15 protein-coding genes, 1 tRNA gene and 1 pseudogene are annotated in these 19,627 nt (G+C 67.8%); 8 read left to right on the forward strand and 9 right to left on the reverse strand.

Annotation, left to right across the window (positions count from 1 at the left end; translation table 11 throughout):
- Positions 1-97 precede the first annotated feature (97 nt).
- Together IU448_RS09790 and IU448_RS09795 are read left to right on the forward strand one after the other, a co-directional pair.
- Complete coding sequence (locus IU448_RS09790) at positions 98-562, forward strand: tRNA (cytidine(34)-2'-O)-methyltransferase (RefSeq protein WP_195055283.1); 465 nt, start codon at positions 98-100, stop codon at positions 560-562.
- A gap of 39 nt (positions 563-601) precedes the next feature.
- Entirely contained in the window at positions 602-952 is a 351-nt protein-coding gene (locus tag IU448_RS09795) for a hypothetical protein (RefSeq protein ID WP_195055284.1), read from the forward strand.
- A gap of 94 nt (positions 953-1,046) precedes the next feature.
- On the opposite strand, the gene IU448_RS09800 is transcribed toward IU448_RS09795, so the two are convergent.
- The 4 genes from IU448_RS09800 to IU448_RS09815 form a co-directional block, all read right to left on the reverse strand.
- The gene (locus IU448_RS09800; protein WP_195055285.1) at positions 1,047-1,274 is read right to left on the reverse strand and encodes a DUF167 domain-containing protein; all 228 of its coding nucleotides are present in this window, start codon (positions 1,272-1,274) and stop codon (positions 1,047-1,049) included.
- Between the two features lie 5 nt (positions 1,275-1,279).
- A complete protein-coding gene (locus IU448_RS09805) occupies positions 1,280-2,407 on the reverse strand; it encodes a DUF4349 domain-containing protein (RefSeq protein ID WP_195055286.1) in 1,128 nt (375 codons plus the stop codon).
- 187 nt (positions 2,408-2,594) lie between these two features.
- Positions 2,595-6,149: an error-prone DNA polymerase gene (locus IU448_RS09810; protein ID WP_195055287.1), complete on the reverse strand. Its 3,555-nt coding sequence runs from the start codon at positions 6,147-6,149 to the stop codon at positions 2,595-2,597.
- 8 nt (positions 6,150-6,157) lie between these two features.
- Positions 6,158-6,610 carry a hypothetical protein gene (locus IU448_RS09815; RefSeq protein WP_195055288.1) on the reverse strand — a complete coding sequence of 151 codons (453 nt, stop codon included), beginning with the start codon at positions 6,608-6,610 and terminating at the stop codon, positions 6,158-6,160.
- A gap of 170 nt (positions 6,611-6,780) precedes the next feature.
- Here IU448_RS09815 and IU448_RS09820 point away from each other — a divergent pair.
- Both IU448_RS09820 and IU448_RS09825 read left to right on the forward strand, forming a co-directional pair.
- Positions 6,781-7,755, forward strand: a pseudogene (locus IU448_RS09820) (SDR family NAD(P)-dependent oxidoreductase); the annotation flags it as partial.
- Between the two features lie 36 nt (positions 7,756-7,791).
- Positions 7,792-8,355: a TetR/AcrR family transcriptional regulator gene (locus IU448_RS09825; protein WP_195055290.1), complete on the forward strand. Its 564-nt coding sequence runs from the start codon at positions 7,792-7,794 to the stop codon at positions 8,353-8,355.
- A 256-nt stretch (positions 8,356-8,611) separates the two neighbouring features.
- On the opposite strand, the gene IU448_RS09830 is transcribed toward IU448_RS09825, so the two are convergent.
- Positions 8,612-10,012 (reverse strand): serine hydrolase, encoded by a 1,401-nt coding sequence (locus tag IU448_RS09830; protein ID WP_324188556.1) that lies wholly within the window; start codon positions 10,010-10,012, stop codon positions 8,612-8,614.
- Positions 10,013-10,086: 74 nt separating this feature from the next.
- Here IU448_RS09830 and IU448_RS09835 point away from each other — a divergent pair, with 74 nt between their 5' ends.
- On the forward strand, positions 10,087-11,637 hold the full coding sequence (locus tag IU448_RS09835) for an MFS transporter (protein WP_195055291.1): 1,551 nt from the start codon (positions 10,087-10,089) through the stop codon (positions 11,635-11,637).
- A 31-nt stretch (positions 11,638-11,668) separates the two neighbouring features.
- Here IU448_RS09835 and IU448_RS09840 read toward each other — a convergent pair whose 3' ends face one another.
- Entirely contained in the window at positions 11,669-12,679 is a 1,011-nt protein-coding gene (locus IU448_RS09840) for a sulfite exporter TauE/SafE family protein (RefSeq protein WP_195055292.1), read from the reverse strand.
- A 173-nt stretch (positions 12,680-12,852) separates the two neighbouring features.
- Here IU448_RS09840 and IU448_RS09845 point away from each other — a divergent pair, with 173 nt between their 5' ends.
- Positions 12,853-13,878: an NADP-dependent oxidoreductase gene (locus IU448_RS09845; protein WP_195055293.1), complete on the forward strand. Its 1,026-nt coding sequence runs from the start codon at positions 12,853-12,855 to the stop codon at positions 13,876-13,878.
- Positions 13,879-14,028: 150 nt separating this feature from the next.
- Complete coding sequence (locus IU448_RS09850) at positions 14,029-16,281, forward strand: hypothetical protein (protein WP_195055294.1); 2,253 nt, start codon at positions 14,029-14,031, stop codon at positions 16,279-16,281.
- Positions 16,282-16,667: 386 nt separating this feature from the next.
- Here IU448_RS09850 and IU448_RS09855 read toward each other — a convergent pair whose 3' ends face one another.
- Both IU448_RS09855 and IU448_RS09860 read right to left on the reverse strand, forming a co-directional pair.
- A complete protein-coding gene (locus tag IU448_RS09855) occupies positions 16,668-17,234 on the reverse strand; it encodes a DUF6069 family protein (RefSeq protein WP_195055295.1) in 567 nt (188 codons plus the stop codon).
- A 303-nt stretch (positions 17,235-17,537) separates the two neighbouring features.
- Positions 17,538-18,464 carry a D-isomer specific 2-hydroxyacid dehydrogenase family protein gene (locus IU448_RS09860; protein ID WP_195055296.1) on the reverse strand — a complete coding sequence of 309 codons (927 nt, stop codon included), beginning with the start codon at positions 18,462-18,464 and terminating at the stop codon, positions 17,538-17,540.
- Positions 18,465-18,560: 96 nt separating this feature from the next.
- Here IU448_RS09860 and IU448_RS09865 point away from each other — a divergent pair, with 96 nt between their 5' ends.
- Positions 18,561-19,388, forward strand: coding sequence for an SDR family NAD(P)-dependent oxidoreductase (locus tag IU448_RS09865; protein WP_195055297.1), 828 nt, complete (start codon positions 18,561-18,563; stop codon positions 19,386-19,388).
- Between the two features lie 148 nt (positions 19,389-19,536).
- Here IU448_RS09865 and IU448_RS09870 read toward each other — a convergent pair.
- Positions 19,537-19,610: transfer RNA gene (locus IU448_RS09870), tRNA-Leu, on the reverse strand.
- Positions 19,611-19,627 lie beyond the last annotated feature (17 nt).

A 19,627-nucleotide genomic window follows, 5' to 3' on the forward strand; every position in this document is an offset into this window, starting at 1 on the left:
CCTGTGGCCCGTCGAGGAACGGTACGCCACCCGATAACCGCCCCGGCGCGGGGCTGTGCCCAGCAAACCTTGCGCCCACCTGGTTGACTGGTCGGCTGTGTTCCGATTGATGTTCCACGAACCGCGCATACCCGGCAATACGGGCAATGCGATCCGGCTGGCCGCCGGCACCGGCAGCGAGTTACATCTGATCGAGCCGCTCGGATTCGATATGTCGGAGGCCAAGCTGCGGCGTGCCGGGCTGGACTACCATGACCTGGCTTCGGTGACCGTCCATCCGGACCTGGCCACCGCATGGTCGCGGATGCGGCCCGAACGGGTGTACGCGTTCACGACAAGAGCGCGCACGCCACACACAGATATCGCCTACCGGGCCGGTGACGTGCTGCTCTTCGGCGCCGAACCGTCCGGGCTACCAGCCGAAGTCCTCGCCGACGAGCATCTCACCGAAGAGATCCGCATCCCGATGCTGCCGGGGCGCCGGTCGATGAACCTCGCCAACGCGGCAGCGGTCGCGGTGTACGAGGCGTGGCGCCAGCACGGGTTTCCGGGCGCGGTCTAGTACCGACCGCAGGTCCTGAGCCGGATCTACGATCGCGTTATGCCGATCGTCGAAGTGACCTATGCGCCCGATCTCGCCGAATCGACGCTTCGCGAACTGGGGGCTGCGCTACCGCACCTGGTATCCGAGGCCGTGGAGTGCCCCGAGGAACCGTACGACGGAAATCTGCAACCGGGCGATGTGGAGATTCGCTTCCGGAAACTGAGCCCGCTGGATCGCAGCGGCTTGGTGGCGGTGATCGAGGTGAAGTCCAAATGGTTCGAGAGCAGGAGTGCCGACCGCCAGGATCGGGTGGACAGGCTGCATGCGGGCATCCGGGCCGCCACCGGGCTCAGCGAGTTCGGTGTCTACCTATCCCTCCCGGTCGCCGCGTGGTCGCAGGGCGAGTGAGGTACCTCACCCTTTACGTTCGGCCCGGACCTGTCACCGGCTGCGTTCCGGCGTCGGCATCCGAAATGTTCCTCGGCGACGCACCGTTCGGCGGTCAGCCGATTTCGAACCTTTTGTGCCGGGCCGTCGCACCGGCGGTAAGGCGTACCGCACTCTTCGGGACCCCGAAATAGCCCGCGAGCAGTTCGGTGGCGGCCTTGTTCGCTTTGCCCTCGACGGCCGGCGCCCGCACCCATAGCTGCAAGGTGCCATCGGGGAGTTCTTCCACCAGCGGTCCTTTGCGGCTGTTCGGCTTGATCACCGCACGCACTGTGGTCGGCACGCGGCCTACTCCCCGGCCGATCCGCTCGACTTCTCCGCAGACCCGCCGGCATCATCCGCGGACCGAGCGGACTCCTTCGCGGGCGCACCGGTCCCGGGCGACGATGCCGCACGTTCACCGGCCGTACCGGAAATATCCGCAGTCGGGCTCGGCGAAGCCGCCGCTGCCGCGGATTCCCCGGCCGTGCCGGGCCCGTCGGCGGGCACTGCGGTGGCGTGCGGGGCTGCGGATCCCGCCCCGGGGGCGACCGTAGCGGTACCGCGGATTTTGTCACGTCCTTTCTGGAAGACCCGGACGATGGCCGCGACGATCGCGCCGAGTACGGCGAGGAAGCCCAGCCACGGCAGTGCCTGCCCGGCGAATACCACGGCATCCCTCAGCCAGTCGATCAGCGAATTCCATCCGTCGACCACACCGTCCCAGAAGTTGGCTGGTCCGGTATCGCCTTTCTTCGCCGCAGTGGCGCTGATATCGATGGTCAGCGTAGAGAGGCCGATCTGGTCGTCGAGGTAACGCCGTTGGCCGGTGAGGCTGTCCAATTCGGCCTGCCGGTCGGCGAGAGCTTCCTCGGCGGCGATGAGGTCGGCGGTGTTGGCGGCGCGGGCCATCAGGTCGCGGAGCCGGTCGACCGAGGCGCGCAGGGCCGTGATCCGGGCGTCGAGGTCCTGCCACTGCAGGGTGACGTCGTCGCGGTTGGTACTGATCTCGGTGACCTCACCGACCTCCCCGAGACCGTCGATGAACGCATCGGTGTCGCCGGCCGGGATGCGGATGACCAGATTCGCGTGCGGATCGTCGTCCTCGGTGCCGGGGTTCTCGGTGCGCTGATCGATCCGCCCGTCCAGCCGGGCCACGCGGTCGGCGAGGGCCTGCGCGGCGGCGATCGGATCGTCGGCGGTCAGATCCACCGTCCCCGTGACGACTTCCTTACGATCGGTGACCTGCGGCCCGTTGTCCGGCGCGGGCGCCTGCTCCCGGGCCGGCGACTGCTGGATCCGGAAACCCGGGGTCGCGGCGGGTGCCCCGCCCTCCGCCGACGCCGGGGCATGCGAAGTGGATCCGGAATCGCTACCGCACCCGGCCAGCAGCACCGCACCGCACAGAACCACGAACAACACCCCGAGCCTTCGCATGCTGGCAGCGTAATGCGTTTCCCGGGATCCGGTACCCCGAACACCGGGCCCCGTCCGAGGACCGGACCGCACAAACCACACCAACGCAACCAGCCGCGGAGCCGAGTCTTACGGGGCCCTGAAAGGTTTCGGCCCGTCCCTGCTGGCCGAAACCCGCGCCGCCGCAGGCGGCGCAAAATAAACACAGCTAACGGAAGTCGCGGGAGCGTGAACCGATGCGCATATCCAGGCGGCGCAGGTGTTCGGCGTAGATGCTCACCGCTCCTTCGGCGTTCTGGACCCGTCCGCGGATCAGCAGCGCCGTCGCGCTCTGTGCTGTCCGGCGGTATCGCGTCCACAGGCCGGCCGAGCACACCACGTTCACCATGCCGGTTTCGTCTTCCAGGTTCAGGAAGGTGACCCCGCCGGCGGTGGCGGGCCGTTGCCGGTGGGTGACCGCACCGCCGACCAGGACCCGGGTCCCGTCGGGGACGGCGAGCAGCCCGGCGGCCGGGATCACTCCGAGCGCGTCGAGGCGGGGGCGCAGGAACTGGGTGGGGTAGCTGTTCGGTGAGATCCCGGTGGCCCAGACGTCGGCGGCGGCGTGTTCGAGGTCGCTCATTCCGGGCAGGGCGGGTGTGCTGGTCGAGGCGCCGGTTCCGGGGAGCCGGTCGGCGCGTTCGCCCGCGGCGGCGCCGGCCGCCCACAGTGCTTCGCGGCGCGAATACCCGAGACAGCCGAGCGCACCCGCGGTGGCCAATGACTCCGCTTGCGGAATTGTCATTTCCACGCGTCCGGTGAGGTCGAGGAAAGACGTGTAGGGTCCGCCTTCCGCACGTGCCGCCACGATTTTTTCCGCGAGGTCCGAACCGATACCGCGTACCGAGGCCAGCCCCAGTCGTACCTCGGTGCCCTGTTGTTCCAGCGTGGCCTCGACGAGGCCGGCGTTGATATCGGGGCCGTGCACCGCGACCCCGTGCCGGCGGGCGTCGGCGACCAGGGACTGCGGAGAGTAGAAGCCCATCGGCTGCGCCCGCAGCAATCCGGCGCAGAATGCCGCGGGATAGTGCAGTTTGAACCAGGCGGAGTAGAACACCAGGGCGGCGAAGCTCTGTGAATGACTTTCGGGGAAACCGAAGTTGGCGAAGGCGAGCAGTTTCTCGTAGATACGGTCGGCGAGGTCGCCGGTTATCCCGTGTAGATCGCGCATTCCCTGGTAGAGCCGGCCGCGTAGCCGCTCCATTTTCTCCGGAGAGCGTTTCGATCCCATGGCGCGGCGCAACTGATCGGCTTCCACCGGGGTGAATCCGGCGACGTCCACCGCCATCTGCATCAACTGTTCCTGGAACAGCGGTACGCCGAGAGTCCGCTCGAGCGAGTTCCGTAGTGCCTCGTGATCGAAGGTGACCTTTTCGAGCCCGTTCTTGCGGCGGATATAGGGATGCACCGAGCCGCCCTGGATGGGTCCGGGCCGGATCAGCGCCACCTCGACCACCAGATCGAAGAAGTTCTTCGGTTTCAACCGCGGCAGGGTCGCCATCTGGGCACGGGATTCCACCTGGAAAACCCCTACCGAATCCGCACGGCACAGCATTTCGTATACGGCGGGTTCGGTGAGGTCCAGGGCGTGCAGTTCGACTGTCACTCCGATGTGTTCGCGCACCAGATCGATCATGTAGTGCAATGCGGAGAGCATACCCAGCCCGAGCAAGTCGAATTTCACCAAACCCGCTGCGGCGCAATCGTCTTTATCCCATTGCAGGACGCTGCGCCCGGCCATCCGCGCCCATTCCACCGGGCATACATCGGCGATGGGCCGATCACAGATCACCATTCCTCCGGAATGGATTCCCAGATGCCGTGGCAGCCCTTCGATATCGGCGGCCAGTTCCAGTACCGGCGCGGGGATATCGGTGCCGGTTTCCGCGCCCACCCCGGTCCACCGGCTCACCTGCCGGCTCCAGGCGTCCTGTTGGCCGGGTGCGAAACCGAGCGCGCGGGCGGCGTCGCGTACCGCGGATTTTCCGCGGTAGGTGATCACATTCGCCACCTGCGCCGCATTCTCCCGGCCGTATCTGCGGTACACGTATTGGATCGCCTCCTCGCGGCGATCCGATTCGATATCCACATCGATATCGGGTGGCCCGTCCCGTTCCGGAGAGAGGAAGCGTTCGAACAGCAACTTGTTGGCGACCGGATCGACGTTGGTGATCCCGATGGCGAAGCAGACCGCGGAATTGGCGGCCGAACCCCGCCCCTGGCACAGGATGTCGTGTTCGTGGCAGAACCGCACGATATCGTGCACCACCAGGAAATAGCCCGGGAACCCGAGTTGCTCGATCACGGCGAGTTCGTGTTCGAGCTGCCGGTAGGCTGCCGGATTCCCCGACGGCGGCCCGTACCGGCCGGCGGCGCCGCGCCGGGTGAGTTCACGCAGCCAGGAGTTCTCGTTGTGGCCGGCGGGCACATCGAACGGCGGTAGTTGCGGCGCGATCAGCTTCAGATCGAATGCGCACTCCTGTGCGATGAGTACCGAATTCGCCACGGCAGCCGGGAATTCCTCGAACAGGCCGGCCATTTCCGCACCCGAACGCAAATGGGTGCCGCCGGTGGGCGCGAGCCAGCCGGCGAGATCGTCGAGGCTGCGCCGGGCCCGGATGGCGGCCAGCGCGGCGGCGCGGCGGCCGCGGGCAGGAGTCGCGAAATGGGCGGCGGTGGTCGCCACCACGGGGATTCCCGCCCGGTGCGCCACCGCGGCGAGTGCGCTGTTGCGCTCATCGTCGCCCGGCAGTCCGTAGCGGGTGAGCTCCACCGCGACGCGGTCGGCGCCGAAACGTTCGCACAGGTCACGCAGGGCCGCTTCGGTGCGTAGCGGTCGCCCCCCGTCCCCGAGATCGTGTTCCAGTGCCCGTCGCACGCGGCCTTTGCGGCAGCCGGTGAGTATCTGCCAGTGCCCGCCGGCTGCCGCGGTGAGCGCGTCGAGGTCGTAACGCAGAATCCCCTTCTCCCCCGCTGCCATATGCGCTGCTGCGAGTTCCCGGGACAGCCGCCGATAACCTTCCTGTCCGCGCGCCAGCACCAGCAGATGTTCCCCTCCCGGATCCGGAATACCGGTACGGGGTGGAGAGTCCGCATTCCCCAGCAGTTCCGGTCCGGCACCCGTGCGCCATATCGGATCGGCATCCGCGCCCTGCACCGAGCCGGCATCATTGCGAAGCACCGAATCGACATTGTTGCGAAGCACTGGATCGACATTGTTGCGAAGCACTGGATCGACATTGTTGCGAAGCACTGGATCAGCGCCGTTGCGACGCACCGGATCGGCGCCGTTGCGTGACCGGGCAGAACCTACCCGGGCATTCGAAATGGTTTGCGGTGTACCGGTTCCGACCAGGGTGAGCTCGGCCCCGTACACCGTGGGCATGCGGTATTCGGCGGCGGCCTCGGCGAACCGCACCACCCCGTAGTACCCGTTGTGGTCGGTGAGCGCGATCGCCGACAGACCCAGCCGCGCGGCCTCGGCGACCATCTCCTCCGGCGGCGAGGCGCCGTCGAGGAAACTGAACGCCGAATGCGCATGCAGTTCCGCGTAGGGGACCACCGGCCCCGCCGGCCGGACCAGCGGTTCGGCCCGGTACTCACCGCGGCTGCGGCTCCATGCTGGGGCGTCGCCGCCGTCGCCGGGTTGCTGTCCGGGCTTCGCGCGCCCGGACAGCACCCGTTCCAATTCCGCCCAGCTGGGTGGACCGTTACTCCATCCCATACGCCGCCTCAGCAGGCCACTCGGTCGGTGGACTCGGCTGCCAGCAGGGTTGCGACATGGTCCACTCCGGCCCGGATAACCCGCCCGTAGGCATCGTCGGCGAGCACGCTCGCATGCCCGCGAGCCAGGGCCAGCTGCATCCGGGCCACATCGAAGTCGCCGACCAACCGGTGGCTGTCGGCCAGGCTCAGATACAGCGCCGGCAGGAATCCGAGCAGTCCGTCGTCGAGCGGAACGCCGGGCACGAATGCCGAGTCGAGCGCCCGGGTGTCCCAGAGCAATGCCCCCTCGGCCGTGTCCTGGAGATCGGCCAGGTGGTGGGCGATCACGCTTCGATGCAGCGGTTCCCCGTCCGTACCGAGCTGATCCCACAGCAGGTGCAGCGCCTGCCGCGCCGCCTCTCGATTCACGCCGCCGAGCCGCACCGCGGCATAGATATCCGCCATCCGATCGTCCGTCATGAACCCAATTATCGCACATATGTTCGAACAATGAGAACGGTAATCGAACCTGCTTTCGAACAGACTCGACCCTGGCGCGCTTTCTTACTTTGGAGTAAGTTCGGCCGGGATAGACCTGCACAGAGGGGCTGCCGATGAGCGCAAACGGAAACCACCGGGGCAAACGCGACCTCACCGGGCGCCACGTCCTCATCACCGGCGCCTCGTCCGGGATCGGCCGGGCGGCGGCGCTGGCGGTGGCGAAGAAAGGCGCGGTCGTGCTGCTGCTCGCCCGCCGCGAGGACGAACTCGGCGCCGCGGTGGACGAGATCAGGGCCGCCGGCGGCACGGCCCATGGATACCCTTGCGATATCACCGATACCGCGTCGGTCGAGGCGGCGCTGGCGGAGATCCTCACCGAACACGGCCACGTGGATATGCTCGTCAACAATGCAGGCCGCTCCATCCGGCGGGCCATCCACCGCTCCACCGACCGGCTGCACGATTACGAACGCACCATGGCCGTCAACTACTTCGGCGCGCTGAGACTCACACTGGCCTTGCTCCCGCAGATGCGGGAGCGAAAATCCGGCCATATCGTCAATATCAGCAGCGCCGGCGTGCAGGTGGCCACCCCGCGGTATTCCGCGTACCTGGCCAGCAAGGCCGCGCTGGACAAGTTCACCGAGGTGGCCGCGGTGGAGACCATGGCCGACGGGGTCACTTTCACCACCATCCACATGCCGCTGGTCCGCACCCCGATGATCGCTCCCACCGGCAACCAGGGCCCGGCCGAATCACCGGAATGGGCGGCCGCGACGATCGTCCGCGCCCTCACCGAACGCCCCCGGCGGATCGACGTTCCGGTCGGCACGCTCGGCGAATACGGCGCCCTCTTCGCTCCGCGTATCCGCGACCTCGTCCTGCACCGCTACTACCGGATGATTCCCGACTCACCGGCCGCGCGCGGCGAACAGGCCGAACCGCTGCCGCAATCACGACTCCCCATGATGCGCGACGTGGAGACGAGCATCCCCGAAGACGAGGAAGCCCCACCTGTCCGGCGAGCAACCGGCCCGCTGCCCCGCGTACGGGCAAGGGCGGCCCGGGGCACCGGGACGGTCCTGCGCCGCGCCGCCCGCTGGGTTCCCGGGACGCACTGGTGAACCGGGGGAAGCGGCGCGACGGCACGATGTACGTTCGTGAGCAACGAGAAAGACACCGTACTCGACGTAGTGCTGGAGTTGATCGCCACTCGTGGCGTAGGTGAAACGACCCCGCGGCGGGTCGCGGACCGATCGGGCGTCGACGGAAAAACACTGCGCCGGCTGTACGGCGACCGCTACGGGATGCTGATGACCGTAGCCAAAACACTCGAACTGAACCAGGACCGCCTGCTCGCCGCGGCCGAAGAAGCCCACCGTCGCACCACGGTGACGAACCGGCGCAACTACCTCGAGGCCGTCGCACGCGCCCTGCTCCTCGGCCTCGGCAACCACCGCGATCTGCTGGCCCGCACCGAGCTGATCGCGAACGCGCGACTCGTGGGTGGATTGGAGGCCGAGACCCGCTGGATGGGCGAACGCGACCGGGCCGTCATCGCCGAAACCCTGGAACGGGTGGGTGTCACCGATATCGAACTCGAAACCGAGCGGCTGGTCGCCCTGCTCAGCGGATTGGCTTTCGAACTCGTGTACCCGCACGGCGCCCGCGCAGGCTCGGCAGATCGGGTGCTCCGGCACCATATCGCCTCGATCGTGCACTGATTCCCACGTCCTCCGGCATCCACGCGATGCCGCGACGATATACGGGCGTCGACGCCGCGAGCCAGGGCTCATGGAGCACAGACACCCCTGGCAAGGCAGACCGCCGGTCAGATACGGCCGGCGGACCCGCTCGGGCCGACATCGCCGCCGAACCCGGCTGAGCAGACACCACCAGCAAACTCTGCCGGGCCGGCACGGTCTGCGCAGACACAGCCGAGGGGCCGGCCGAGCAGAGGTGGCCGGCGCGCCGTGGTCTTCAGAGGTCGAAAACTCGCTGAGCCGGCGGCACCGGCGGGCACGCCGCGGAGATCTGCGCTACGAGCTGCCACGGCCGGTTCCCGTCGACCGACGATTTACCACTGGTCAGTATCCCGCCGGCGAGACCGCGTTCCGGGTCGGCCCAGCCGTACTGGGTGGTGAACCCGCTGCGCCCGAAATGCGCTGTGGTGTCGCGGCCGAATTTCGAACGCCGGCCACCCAATTCGTAGCCGCCGCGGCTCACCCGCCCGGCGACACCGGGCACTCGCGGCGCCGGCCGCACCATCTCGCGCACGGTTTCCGGGCGCAGCACCCGGACTCCGTCGAGTTCCCCGCCCCGCGCCAGGATCTCGTAGAAACGCGCGAGTTCGGCGGCGGTGGTCACCAGGTTGCCCGACGGCAGCTCCGCGGTCAGGAACGCACGGTTGGACTCGCGGTTCACCGCATCCTTCGCGAATCCGCCGCCGAGCGCTTTACCGGCGACGAACGAGGCGATACGCGACGGCGGCGGCCCGGTCTTGACGCTCGGCACCACCGCGTCCACTTCCTCGGGCCGGACGCCGAGGTTCGTCCAGCGGAACCCCAGCGGGTTCAGCACATGCTCGGCCAGATGGTCTCGGATCCGTTTGCCGGTGGCCCGCTGCACCAGCAGACGCAGGATCAAACCGCTGGTGAGAGCGTGATATACGCGAAATCGGCCGGGCGGGTAGCTGGGTTTCAGCGCGGTCAGCCCGCGGAGGCAGAGGTCTTCGTCGAAGGTCATTTCGTGGCCGCGGAACGGCGGGGCCACGAACGGCACCCCGGCGGAATGGGCGAGCACCTGACCGATGGTGATCGCGGCCTTACCGTTCGCCGCGAATTCGGGGATGTAATCGCTGACCCGGTCGTCGTAGCCGAACATCCCCTGTTCGATGAGCAGGTAGATCACTGCCGCGGAAACACCCTTCGCGGTGGAGAAACCGCAGAACGGCGATTCCGTGGTCACCGCAACGCGCTCGGTATCCGGGCCGTCGCCTGGGGCGTTACCCCAGCCGTGGCCGATCGCCCGGTTCAGCACGACCTTCCCGTTACGGCGCAGGCACACCTGGATCGCGGGTGTTCCGCCCAGCCGGTACCAGTCGCGTACCGACGCCCAGATCGCGTCGACGTCCGCGGGATCCAGGCCCGCGCCGGCCGGGTCTGCTTCCGGGCCGACGGAGGTGATGTCGTCCAGCTGGGCGGCGACCGGGACCAGGAGCGCGGAATCTGCCTTCACCGTTCCCAGGGTAGCCACGCGAGCCGCGCCGGGCCGGGCCGAGGACGTGCCGGCCCGGCCACTCCCGGCCCCGGGCCGCCCTTCGGTCCAGCGTTCGCGGACCGGCACGATGACCTGCCCGAACACCATCGTGACAGAGATCACCGAATGCGGTTACCGGCGGCTGTGCTCTGATCATCGAAGAAGCAATGCTCGTTTCCGCCCGTCGAGAGGTGACCATGACGTCCGCGAATACGCGCTTGTCCCGGGCACACATCTGGCTGCTGACGCTGTCCTCGCTGGCCGTCGCACTGGTCATCGCCGCGATGGCCGCGCTGTATACGGCGCTGCCGGAGATCGCCGCAGATACCGGAGCGAGCCAGCAGCAACTCACCTGGGTGGTCGACGGCTACACCCTCGCCCTGGCCTGCCTGGTGTTGTTCTCCGGCGCATTCGGTGACCGCTTCGGCCGCCGGATCATGATGGTGCTCGGACTGGGTATTTTCGCGATCGCATCGGCCATACCGCTGTTCCTGGACGCGCCCACCTGGATCATCGGTTCCCGCGCGGTCGCCGGAATCGGTGCGGCGCTGGTCATGCCGTCCACGCTGTCGCTGCTGACCGGTGGTTTTCCCGCCGAGAAACGCGGGGTCGCGGTAGGGCTGTGGGCCGGTGTGGTCAGCGGCGGCGCCGTCATCGGCATTCTCGGCTCCGGCCTCCTGCTTCAGGTGTGGTCGTGGCAGGCGATCTTCCTCGCGATGACCATCGCCGGCGTCGTCCTCGCGATCGCCGGTTGCACCGTGCCCGAATCGGTGGACGAACTCCGTCCACCGCTGGACTTCTGGGGCGGGATCACCTCTTCCCTCGCTGTCGGAGCGGTCGTGGTCGGCGCTATCGAGGCCCCGGTGCGCGGCTGGTCCGATCCCGTGGTCCTCGGCCTGTTCGGCGGCGGAATCCTCGCCGCTGTGGGTTTCGCGACGGTGGAACTGCGGGTTCCGCATCCGCTGCTGGATGTCCGGCTGTTCGCCGACCGTGGTTTCGGCAGCGGCGCGGTGAGCGTGGGGGTGCAGTTCCTGGTGGCGTTCGGCTACTTCCTGCTGTTCGTCCAGTACATGCAGTTGATCTTCGGCTATTCACCGCTCATGTCGGCGCTGGCGATGGCGCCGATGATCGCACCGCTCATCGGTATCTCGGTCTTCGCGCCCCGGCTGGCCGAACGTTTCGGCCTGCGCCTGCCGACACTCGTCGGACTACTGTGCGTCGGCACCGCGCTGATCCTGGTCTCCCGGACCACCGTGGACAGCACCTATATCGATGTCCTGTGGCCGCTGCTGATCCTCAGCACCGGTCTCGGCCTGTGCACCGCCCCCGCGACCGCCGCCATCATCAATGGCACACCGCCGGAAAAGCACGGGGTGGCGTCGGCGGTCAACGACGCGTCCCGTGAGGTCGGTGCGGCCATCGGGATCGCGGTCTCCGGCAGCATCCTGGCCGTCGGCTACACCGACCGGATCGCGCCGGCCCTGCCCGGCCTGCCCGAACAGGCCCGCGGCCCGGTCGGCGATTCACTCGCTGCGGCACTGGAGGTCACCGAACAGGCCGGGCCGGTCGCCGCGCCGCTGGCGGATTTCGCCAAGGAAGCCTTCGTGCACGGAGCACAGCAGGCCTCGCTGGCCCTCGGGGTCCTGACCGTGGTGATGGCGTTCGTCCTGGGCGCCTGGGCCCCCGGCCGGGTCCGCAAGACCACCAGCGACTCGACCTCGGACGACCAGGCGCTGACGAACCGCTGAGTCGCGGCCGAGCCAAGTAGCCAATAGCGTCCTATCTGACCGGCGCCTTCACCGATCGAGGCATTTCTTCGTCACCGCCGGCCCGGGCAGTGGTCCGCGCCGGCTCGGCGTCACCGTCCGCGGGATCGGCCTCGCCGCCGGCACCGGCGGTATCGCCGAACGCGGGCTCCGCGGCCCGGGCCGCCCGGGATTTCCGCCACGCATACCCGGTGAGCGCAACCGCCACCAGCGCGATCACCACGTAGGCGACTGTGCGTGGCGCCCCCTCGATATCGAAAGTTTTGAACAGCGTGCGCGCGTTCGTCAGCACCAGCACACCGCCGACGCCGGTGCCGAGCACCGCCGGAGCCACCCGGCTCACCAGCCATGCCGCCAGTGGTGCCGCCAGCACACCGCCCAGCGCCAGGCCGGCGATGATCAGCAGATTGTCGAAGAAGTCCGAGCCGAGTCCGAGCAGGAATCCCGCACTGGCCGACGCCGAGACGATGAACTCCGAGGTGCTCACCGTACCGATCACCCGGCGAGGCGCGGACCGGCCGGTGGTCAGCAGCGTGCTGGTGGTGACCGGTCCCCAGCCGCCCCCGCCGCTGGCGTCGATGAAACCGCCGAACAACCCGAGCGGGGTCAGGAACTTCGCCGAATGCGCGGCCTTCTCCGAAGCCGCGATTTCCAGCGGCGGCCGGGACGAGAACCGGACGATCAGGAAAACGCCGATGGCCAGCAGGATTCCCGCCGTCACCGGCTCGGCGGCCTCGGTCGAGATCCGGGAGAGCACGGTCGCGCCGAGGAATGCGCCGATACCGCCGGGCACCCCCAGTCGCAGCACCATCTTCCAGTCGACATTGCCGAACCGCCAGTGTGAGATTCCCGAGGCCAGCGTGGTCGCGACCTCCGCGAAATGCACCGCCGCGCTCGCATGTGCGGCCCCGGTACCGCTGAGAACGAGCAGGGTCGTCGCGGTGACGCCGAAGGCCATCCCGAGCGTCCCGTCGACGATTTGCGCGCCGATACCCACAAGGGTGAAAACAAGTAACTTGATCATGACGGTGTGCTCCCGAACCTGGACCGGAGATCCGAGGCTACGACGCGCATACCGCCGTGACACCGGTTGCGATCACCGTGAATCCAACCCCTCCGGCGCGACATATCCGCACATCGAGAGGTTTCGTCGGAAAATCGTTCGGCAAGAACCACCACTGCTGGTAAGACTGGCCGGTGCCCGTCCAAACCTGCCGCCGGATAATCCTGCGGGACCGGCCTGCCGCCGCGATCACCGCCACCACCTTCGCCACCGAGACCGTTCCCCGGCCGGTCCCGGCCGACGGCGAGGCACTGGTCGAAGTGTTCTGGCTCGGTATAGACGCGACCCAGCGCACCTGGCTCAACTCCGGACCGACCTACATCCAGCCGGTCGATATCGGTGCCGTGATGCGCGGCAGCGGAGTGGGCCGGGTGATCGAATCGCGCAATCCGGAGCTACCGGAAGGCCAGTGGGTCTACGGCGAACTCGGCTGGCAGGAGTACGCGATCGCGCGCACGGGCGGCCTGTTCGGCGTCAATCCGGTGCCGCCGGGTATCGAACCCCGTCATACGCTGACAGTTTTCGGGGTCAGCGGACTCACCGCCTACATCGGTGTAGCCGAGATCCTGCGGGTTGCCGAATCGGACGCGGTGCTGGTCACCGGGGCGGCCGGAAGTGTCGGTTCGCTCGCCGGGCAGATCGCGCGGCTGGCCGGCGCGCGAGTGATCGGTACCGTGGGATCGGACCGGAAGACCGACTGGGTACGCGAGACCGCACGGTTCGACGCATGCCTGAACTACCGCACCGACGACGTCCGGGCCGGATTACGCGATTTCGCGCCGGACGGTCTCACCGCGGTATTCGACAATATCGGCGGTGTTCTGCTGGAACGGGCACTCGACAATCTGGCCGTGCACGCCCGGGTCGCCCTGTGCGGCTCCATTTCCTCCGGTTATACCGCCGAGGGTTACGGAACCGGGCCGGCGAACTATATGCAGCTGGCCTTCCGGCGCGCCCGTATGGAGGGTTTTCTGTTCTTCGATCACGCCGCGATGTTCCCGGCGGCACTGAACCGGTTGGCGGGCTGGGTTTCCACGGGCGATCTGCGCTGGGCCGAGGACATCGTCGACGGCCTGGAAAATGCGCCGGCCGCACTGCAACGGCTGTTCGACGGTTCGAACCTCGGCAAGCAACTGGTCAGGGTACGGGCAGCGCAATAGCCTCGGTCCGATACTGCCGGCGCTGTGGTCGCCGCTCGTGGTCCGGCGGCGGCCTGCGCGCACTTCGATAGCCGCCAGTATCAAATGAGACCCACAACACTTTCATCGCCGTGCCGCCTGTAATGTCACTGAACCGTGCCTGACTTCGGTGTGCGTGCTGAACGAAAGACGACGTTGTTCTGGGCCGCCATGACCACCCTCGGGGTGCTCGCCGGGTATGCCGCGGTACTGCTCGCCAATCCGCGGCACTTCTACACCGACGACACCGAAGCCCAGTACGTTCCCCTTTGGCTGGACGTCGGACGGCGCCTGCGCGAAGGGAATTTCCCGGGTATCGCACCGGAGCAGTGGATGGCCGGGAACTTCCTGGTAGAAGGCCAGGCCAGTGTTTTCAACCCGCCGCAGTTGCTCGTCGCGCTACTGGCGCCGTCGTTCGACAACCTGGTCGTCCTGGCCACCCTGGTAAAGCTCGCGTATTCGATCGTTCTCGCACTCGGTGTGTTCCGGGTGTGCCTGGCGTACCGGGCGCACCCGGCATGGGCGGCGGTGGCGGGTGTCGCATTCTGTTTCTCGGGATGGTTGCTGTTCCTGGACCAGGCGAGCTGGGTGCTCGGTCTCGCCGGTACGGCATGGCTCACGCACGCTTGGGCTTCCGGGGTGCACTACGCACGCGGCCGCGGCGGGCCGATCCCGGTGTTCGTATTCCTGTTCTTCGCGATCACCCTCGGATACGTCTGGCCCGGTGTGGAATCCGCACTCATGATCGTCGCCGTCGCTGCCGGGGAGTGGGTGTATCAGCGCAGGCCGTGGCCGTCGGTGCGGCTACTGCTGGCCGCCGGATACGCCGGAGCGGCGGGCCTCATGACCTACCTGCCCCCATTGCTTTCGGCCGACGTGACCTGGCGGACCGCCGACGAGGCGATCCACAACGACGGTTTCATGACCGTACCGTGGTCGGAATCGCTGAATGCGAGCCTGCCCAGCACACTTCCGTCGTTCAACTCGTGGTTCGGCCTGATCCAGCCGATGCCGATCGTCTATATCGCCTGGTTCCTGCTTCCGGCACTGGCATTCATCGATTGGAAGGCCGCCGGGCAGACATTGCGGGAGTCCGCCGGGGCGGTGATCTTCGCCGGTATCGCGCTGATGTGGACAGCGGGCCCGGCCGCCTTCGGTCCGCTGCGGTGGCCGGCGCGGGTACTGCCGATGCTCGCCCTGGCCTTGCTCGTACTGTGCTGTGTTCTGCTGAGTCGCCATGCGACCCTCACGAACTGGCGGACGCGCGGTGGGGTGGCCGGACTGCTGGTGCTGATCCTGCTGGTGCGGTCGGTGTCCGCGGCCCCGAGCAACCGCATCTGGACGCATATCGGGGCCGCCGCGGTCGTTGTGGCTCTGGGCATCGTGGTCGGGCTGGTGTTCGCGAAATGGGGCCGGACCGCGGCCTGCGCGGCGTTATTGGCCACCATCGCCCCGATCGCGTACTACCAGGTGGACAGCTCCTATCCGCATCCGATGTCGTGGAACCTGCCTGCAAGCCGCTCCGCGGCCCAGGCGCTCTTCCCGGACTTCGACGGCACCACCCTGCAACTCGGCAACAGTTCGATCTTCCCCGGCGACGCCAAAGATCTCACCGGCGTCTACAGTTCGCTGGTCGTGGGCCTCTATGCCGCGGACCTCGGACTCGACTACGTCAACGGCTACACCCCCATCGGCCACCGGGCGTTCTCGGAGCGCACCTGTATGCGCTGGGAGGGCAGCACCTGCCCGGAAGCCTTCGACAAGATCTTCGCCCCGGAGCCGGTGACCGGTGAACCACTGGTCGACCTGATGAAAGTCGATCGGATCACCCTGATGCGGCTGGTGTACCCGGATGCCCGCGATAATCCGCCCCCGCCGGGCTGGCACTGGGTGGACTACCCGCCGAACGATAAATGGATCTGGGTCCTGGAACGCGATACCGGCCCGGTATCGACGGCCGAAGGCCGAATCGCGCACACCGACGGTGTCGACGCGGTCTCGGTCTCGGAAACCGAGAACACCAGTACCGTGCGGGTCTCGTCGGCGCACGGTGGACGGATCACATTCGCCCGCCTGGCATGGCCGGGCTACCGGGCCACGATCGACGGCCGCGAGCACGATTACGTGGCCCTCGACGACATATTCGTCTCGGTGGAGATACCCGCGGGCACCGAGAACGCCGAACTCGAGATCACGTGGCGGCCGCCGGGGATGCCGCTCGGAATCGCCACCTTCGTACTCGGACTCATCGGTATCGGTGTGCTGCAACTCGGCTACATTCGCCACTGGTGGCGGTCCCGTCCCCGTACCGGGAAATCGGATCCGCGACCCGACCCGCTTGCTCCGGCTCCGGCGGAACACGCGGAATCATTCGCCCGCGTGTGAACCGGAGCAACCGGTCGCCGAGTATCTACGCCCGCGGAATTGCGGGCGGCGCTGTACAGGCCGACCCGGTGGGTGCGTCCTGCACTGGGCTCGGACGGGCCACCGCCTTTACGCGATGTCGATGGCTACATTTCCGCCGGGTCCGAGTCACGGCGCGGCTCGCCTCCGGTGGAACGGCCGGCGGTAGCGGCCGGACGTAGGCGCACCTGCGCGTATACCGCTGCCTCCGGGGGCACGCAGCACTCGCCTTCTTCGGACAGGGCCCGCACGGGCGCGGGGTCCACGCGGTCATGACCATCAGATGTCCGGAACCGCGCCGGGCAACCGGAGTCGCGATCGGGCCCGTCCAGTGGTGTACCCGAGGGCTCCCGGCGGAATGCCCCGGCTCAGTACTGCTGACGCCGGTCGACCGCGCCCGCCCCGATCGACCCCAGCAGCGTGATGATGCACAGGCCGGCGATCAGGTTGATCGCGGCGGTGGCGATCTTGGCGTCGAGTCCGGCCACCAGGGTGAACGGCAGCAGCACCGCCAATGCCGTGACCAAGCCGGTGATCCAGTAGAAGAACTGCAGCGGATTGGGCATCAGCGCCAGAAGCAGGTTCAGCAGGCCGGTGGCGGCGATCGCGGCGGCGGCGCCGGCTATCGCATACGAGGTGGTGGAGACCGTACCGTAGGCGCCCGCGCCCTCCGGGGAGAGCACCGCGATATTCAGGATGCCGCGTACCAGCATGATGGCGACCACGATCACCAAGGCCACCACCACGGCGGTGCCGAGCCCGCCTGCCCACAGCCGGCCCAGATTGATCTTCGGCTCCGCCGGTTCCGCGTAGCCCGCTGGTTCCGCATATCCCGGCGGCTCGGAATACCCCGGCTGGTGCGGGTACCCCGGCTGTTGTTGGTGACCCTGCCGGTAAGGGTCCTGCCGTCCATAGTTGTACGACGGATCCGTCATAGGCAGAAACTACCCCGCCCGGGGCCGCGCTCCCACTCGAATCGGGCAGGTATGTCGCCGGAGGACCGGCAGGGCGGTCGCCGACCACGATCGATCATTCCGCGACCGCCGCACAGGGCGTGGCCCGCGGCGCGACCCGACACTCACCGAAGCGCCCGCTTCCGGTCTGCGGCGGTACACCGAACGGTGGCACCGCCCGGGCCGAGGCGCTGGATCGTTCCCGGTATTCCGGGGTGGGCGTTCGACCGCTGCTGGGCGCCTCATATCGTCATGCCTTGGAGGGCCACGGACCGGCCGATAATTTCAGTAGCCGCGCTCCGTGTCGATCACCGCGAGCAGCTTGTCTCCGGCCGCGAAACGCTCGACGTTGGCCGTCACATGGGCTGCCAAAGCCCTGGTGAGCCCCAGCGGGGGATTGGCGATATGCGGCGTGATCAGCGCGTTGGGCAGGGTCCACAGCGGATGATCGGCGGGTAGCGGTTCCGGATCGGTGACGTCGAGCGCGGCACCGCCGATCGTGTTGTCGCGGAGCGCGGGCACCAGCGCCTCGGTATCGACCAGGGTTCCGCGGGCCACGTTCACTATCCACGCTGTCGGTTTCATCTGTGCCAGAGTGTCCGCGTCCACGAGGTGCGCGGTATCCGCGGTCGCCGGGGCAGCGATAACGAAGTGGTCTGCACGCGACCATATTTCGGCTGTCCGGCTCGCGGGAATCGTCTCCGCCGCACCGGGCACCGGAACACCGGATCGGGTCACTGCCAGAACCTGCGCGCCGAACGCGGTGAGCAGCGGGATCATCGCGCGGCCGATACCGCCACAGCCGACGATCGCCACCGTCGCGCCGTGCAGGGTGCCGACGCGCGCATCGATCTCCCCCTTACGCCAGGAGGTCGCACGCGCCTGTTCGGCGAGGCCGCGCACTCCGGCGAGCAGCAGCATCGTCGCGTGTTCGGCGACCGTGCCGGCGTATGCGCCGGCCGCGGAGGTCCAGACGCGCTGGTTGTCGACGAGTCCGGCCGCCAGCCACGGTTCGACACCGGCATAGGGCAGCTGCACCCAGCGGACGGAATCCGGGAGCCGGGCCGGAAAGGTACCCGGACCCTGCGTCCAGACCACCGCGTCTGCTTCGGCGAGCGGGACCAGCACGCCGCCGCCGCGTTCGATCCCGCCGGCCAGGACGGCCTCGTGTTCGGGACCCAGATGGATTCGAGGCACACTCGTGTTCGACACACCTCGACTATGCCCGATGCATGGGATGACTTCACCCGGTGCACGATCCTGCTGATACGTTCGGACAGCTGTCCAGCAACAAACAGGAGATCGAGCATGCAGGTCGCGGGAAATGTTTTCGTCGTCACCGGAGCCGGAAACGGTATCGGGCGCTGCGTCGCGCTGGAGTTGATCGGCCGCGGCGCGACCGTGGCCGGCGCCGACCTCGACGAGCAGGCTCTCGCCCGCACCGCTGCCATGGCCTCGGATCCGAACCGTTTCACCTCCTATCGGCTGGATATCGGCGACCGCGCCGCCGTGGCCGCATTCCCCGCCACCGTGATCGCCGCACACGGCCGGGTGGACGGATTGTTCAATATCGCGGGAATCCCGCAGAACCTCCAGACCACCACGGATATCGACGACGATCGGATCGAAACGCTGATGCGCGTGAACTTCTTCGGCGCGGTGTGGCTGTCACGCGCTTTCCTTCCGCACCTCGAGACGCGCCCGGCGGGGGTCATCATGAACACATCGAGCCTCTCGGCGATCGCCCCGTTCCCGGGTTCGGCGGTGTACGGCGCGTCGAAGGCCGCACTCGCGCTGTTCAGTTACGGGATGGAACAGGACTTGCGCGGCAGCTCGAATGTCACCGTCACCACGGTGCTGCCCGGGACGGTGTGGACCGAGCTCGTACGCAAGGTTTCCCAGCAGATGGGCGCGCCGGAGAAGCTGGCCGAGGGGTTCGCGGCGAAACCCGAGAACGTCGCGCGCCGGATGGTCGACACGACGATGAAGGGCAAGGGCCGGGTCGTCATCGGCAAGGACGCCCACGTCTTCGATATCGTCCGGCGTTTCAGCACCCGCGCGGCCGACCGCCTCGCGTATCTACAGGTAGGCCGCGGGGTGTACAAGAAGCGCCCCGAATCCACGCCACAGCCATGACGACCGGCCGGGAAGAACACTCGTCTCCCCGGCAATCTCGACCCGGTAGCCGACTCGATGCATCGCTGCCGCGGACTCTCTGCGGACCGAACAGGGGTCCGGCACCGCTTCTGCCGCAGGAAACACCGATCTACCTGCGGCATAGCCGTGCCCCCAGTGGGACTCGAACCCACACTTGGCGGATTTTAAGTCCGCTGCCTCTGCCAATTGGGCTATGGGGGCGTGCGGACCACACACTA

Origin of the sequence: Nocardia flavorosea (assembly GCF_015477805.1) — a bacterium.
Classification (GTDB): Bacteria; Actinomycetota; Actinomycetes; order Mycobacteriales; family Mycobacteriaceae; genus Nocardia; species Nocardia flavorosea_A.

Excerpts from the sequence above, each read along its gene's own strand:
- IU448_RS09795 (WP_195055284.1), top strand. The coding sequence starts at position 602 with ATGCCGATCGTCGAAGTGACCTATGCGCCCGATCTCGCCGAATCGACG.
- IU448_RS09805 (WP_195055286.1), bottom strand. The coding sequence starts at position 2,407 with ATGCGAAGGCTCGGGGTGTTGTTCGTGGTTCTGTGCGGTGCGGTGCTG.
- IU448_RS09810 (WP_195055287.1), bottom strand. The coding sequence starts at position 6,149 with ATGGGATGGAGTAACGGTCCACCCAGCTGGGCGGAATTGGAACGGGTG.
- IU448_RS09815 (WP_195055288.1), bottom strand. The coding sequence starts at position 6,610 with ATGACGGACGATCGGATGGCGGATATCTATGCCGCGGTGCGGCTCGGC.
- IU448_RS09835 (WP_195055291.1), top strand. The coding sequence starts at position 10,087 with ATGACGTCCGCGAATACGCGCTTGTCCCGGGCACACATCTGGCTGCTG.
- IU448_RS09840 (WP_195055292.1), bottom strand. The coding sequence starts at position 12,679 with ATGATCAAGTTACTTGTTTTCACCCTTGTGGGTATCGGCGCGCAAATC.
- IU448_RS09855 (WP_195055295.1), bottom strand. The coding sequence starts at position 17,234 with ATGACGGATCCGTCGTACAACTATGGACGGCAGGACCCTTACCGGCAG.
- IU448_RS09865 (WP_195055297.1), top strand. The coding sequence starts at position 18,561 with ATGCAGGTCGCGGGAAATGTTTTCGTCGTCACCGGAGCCGGAAACGGT.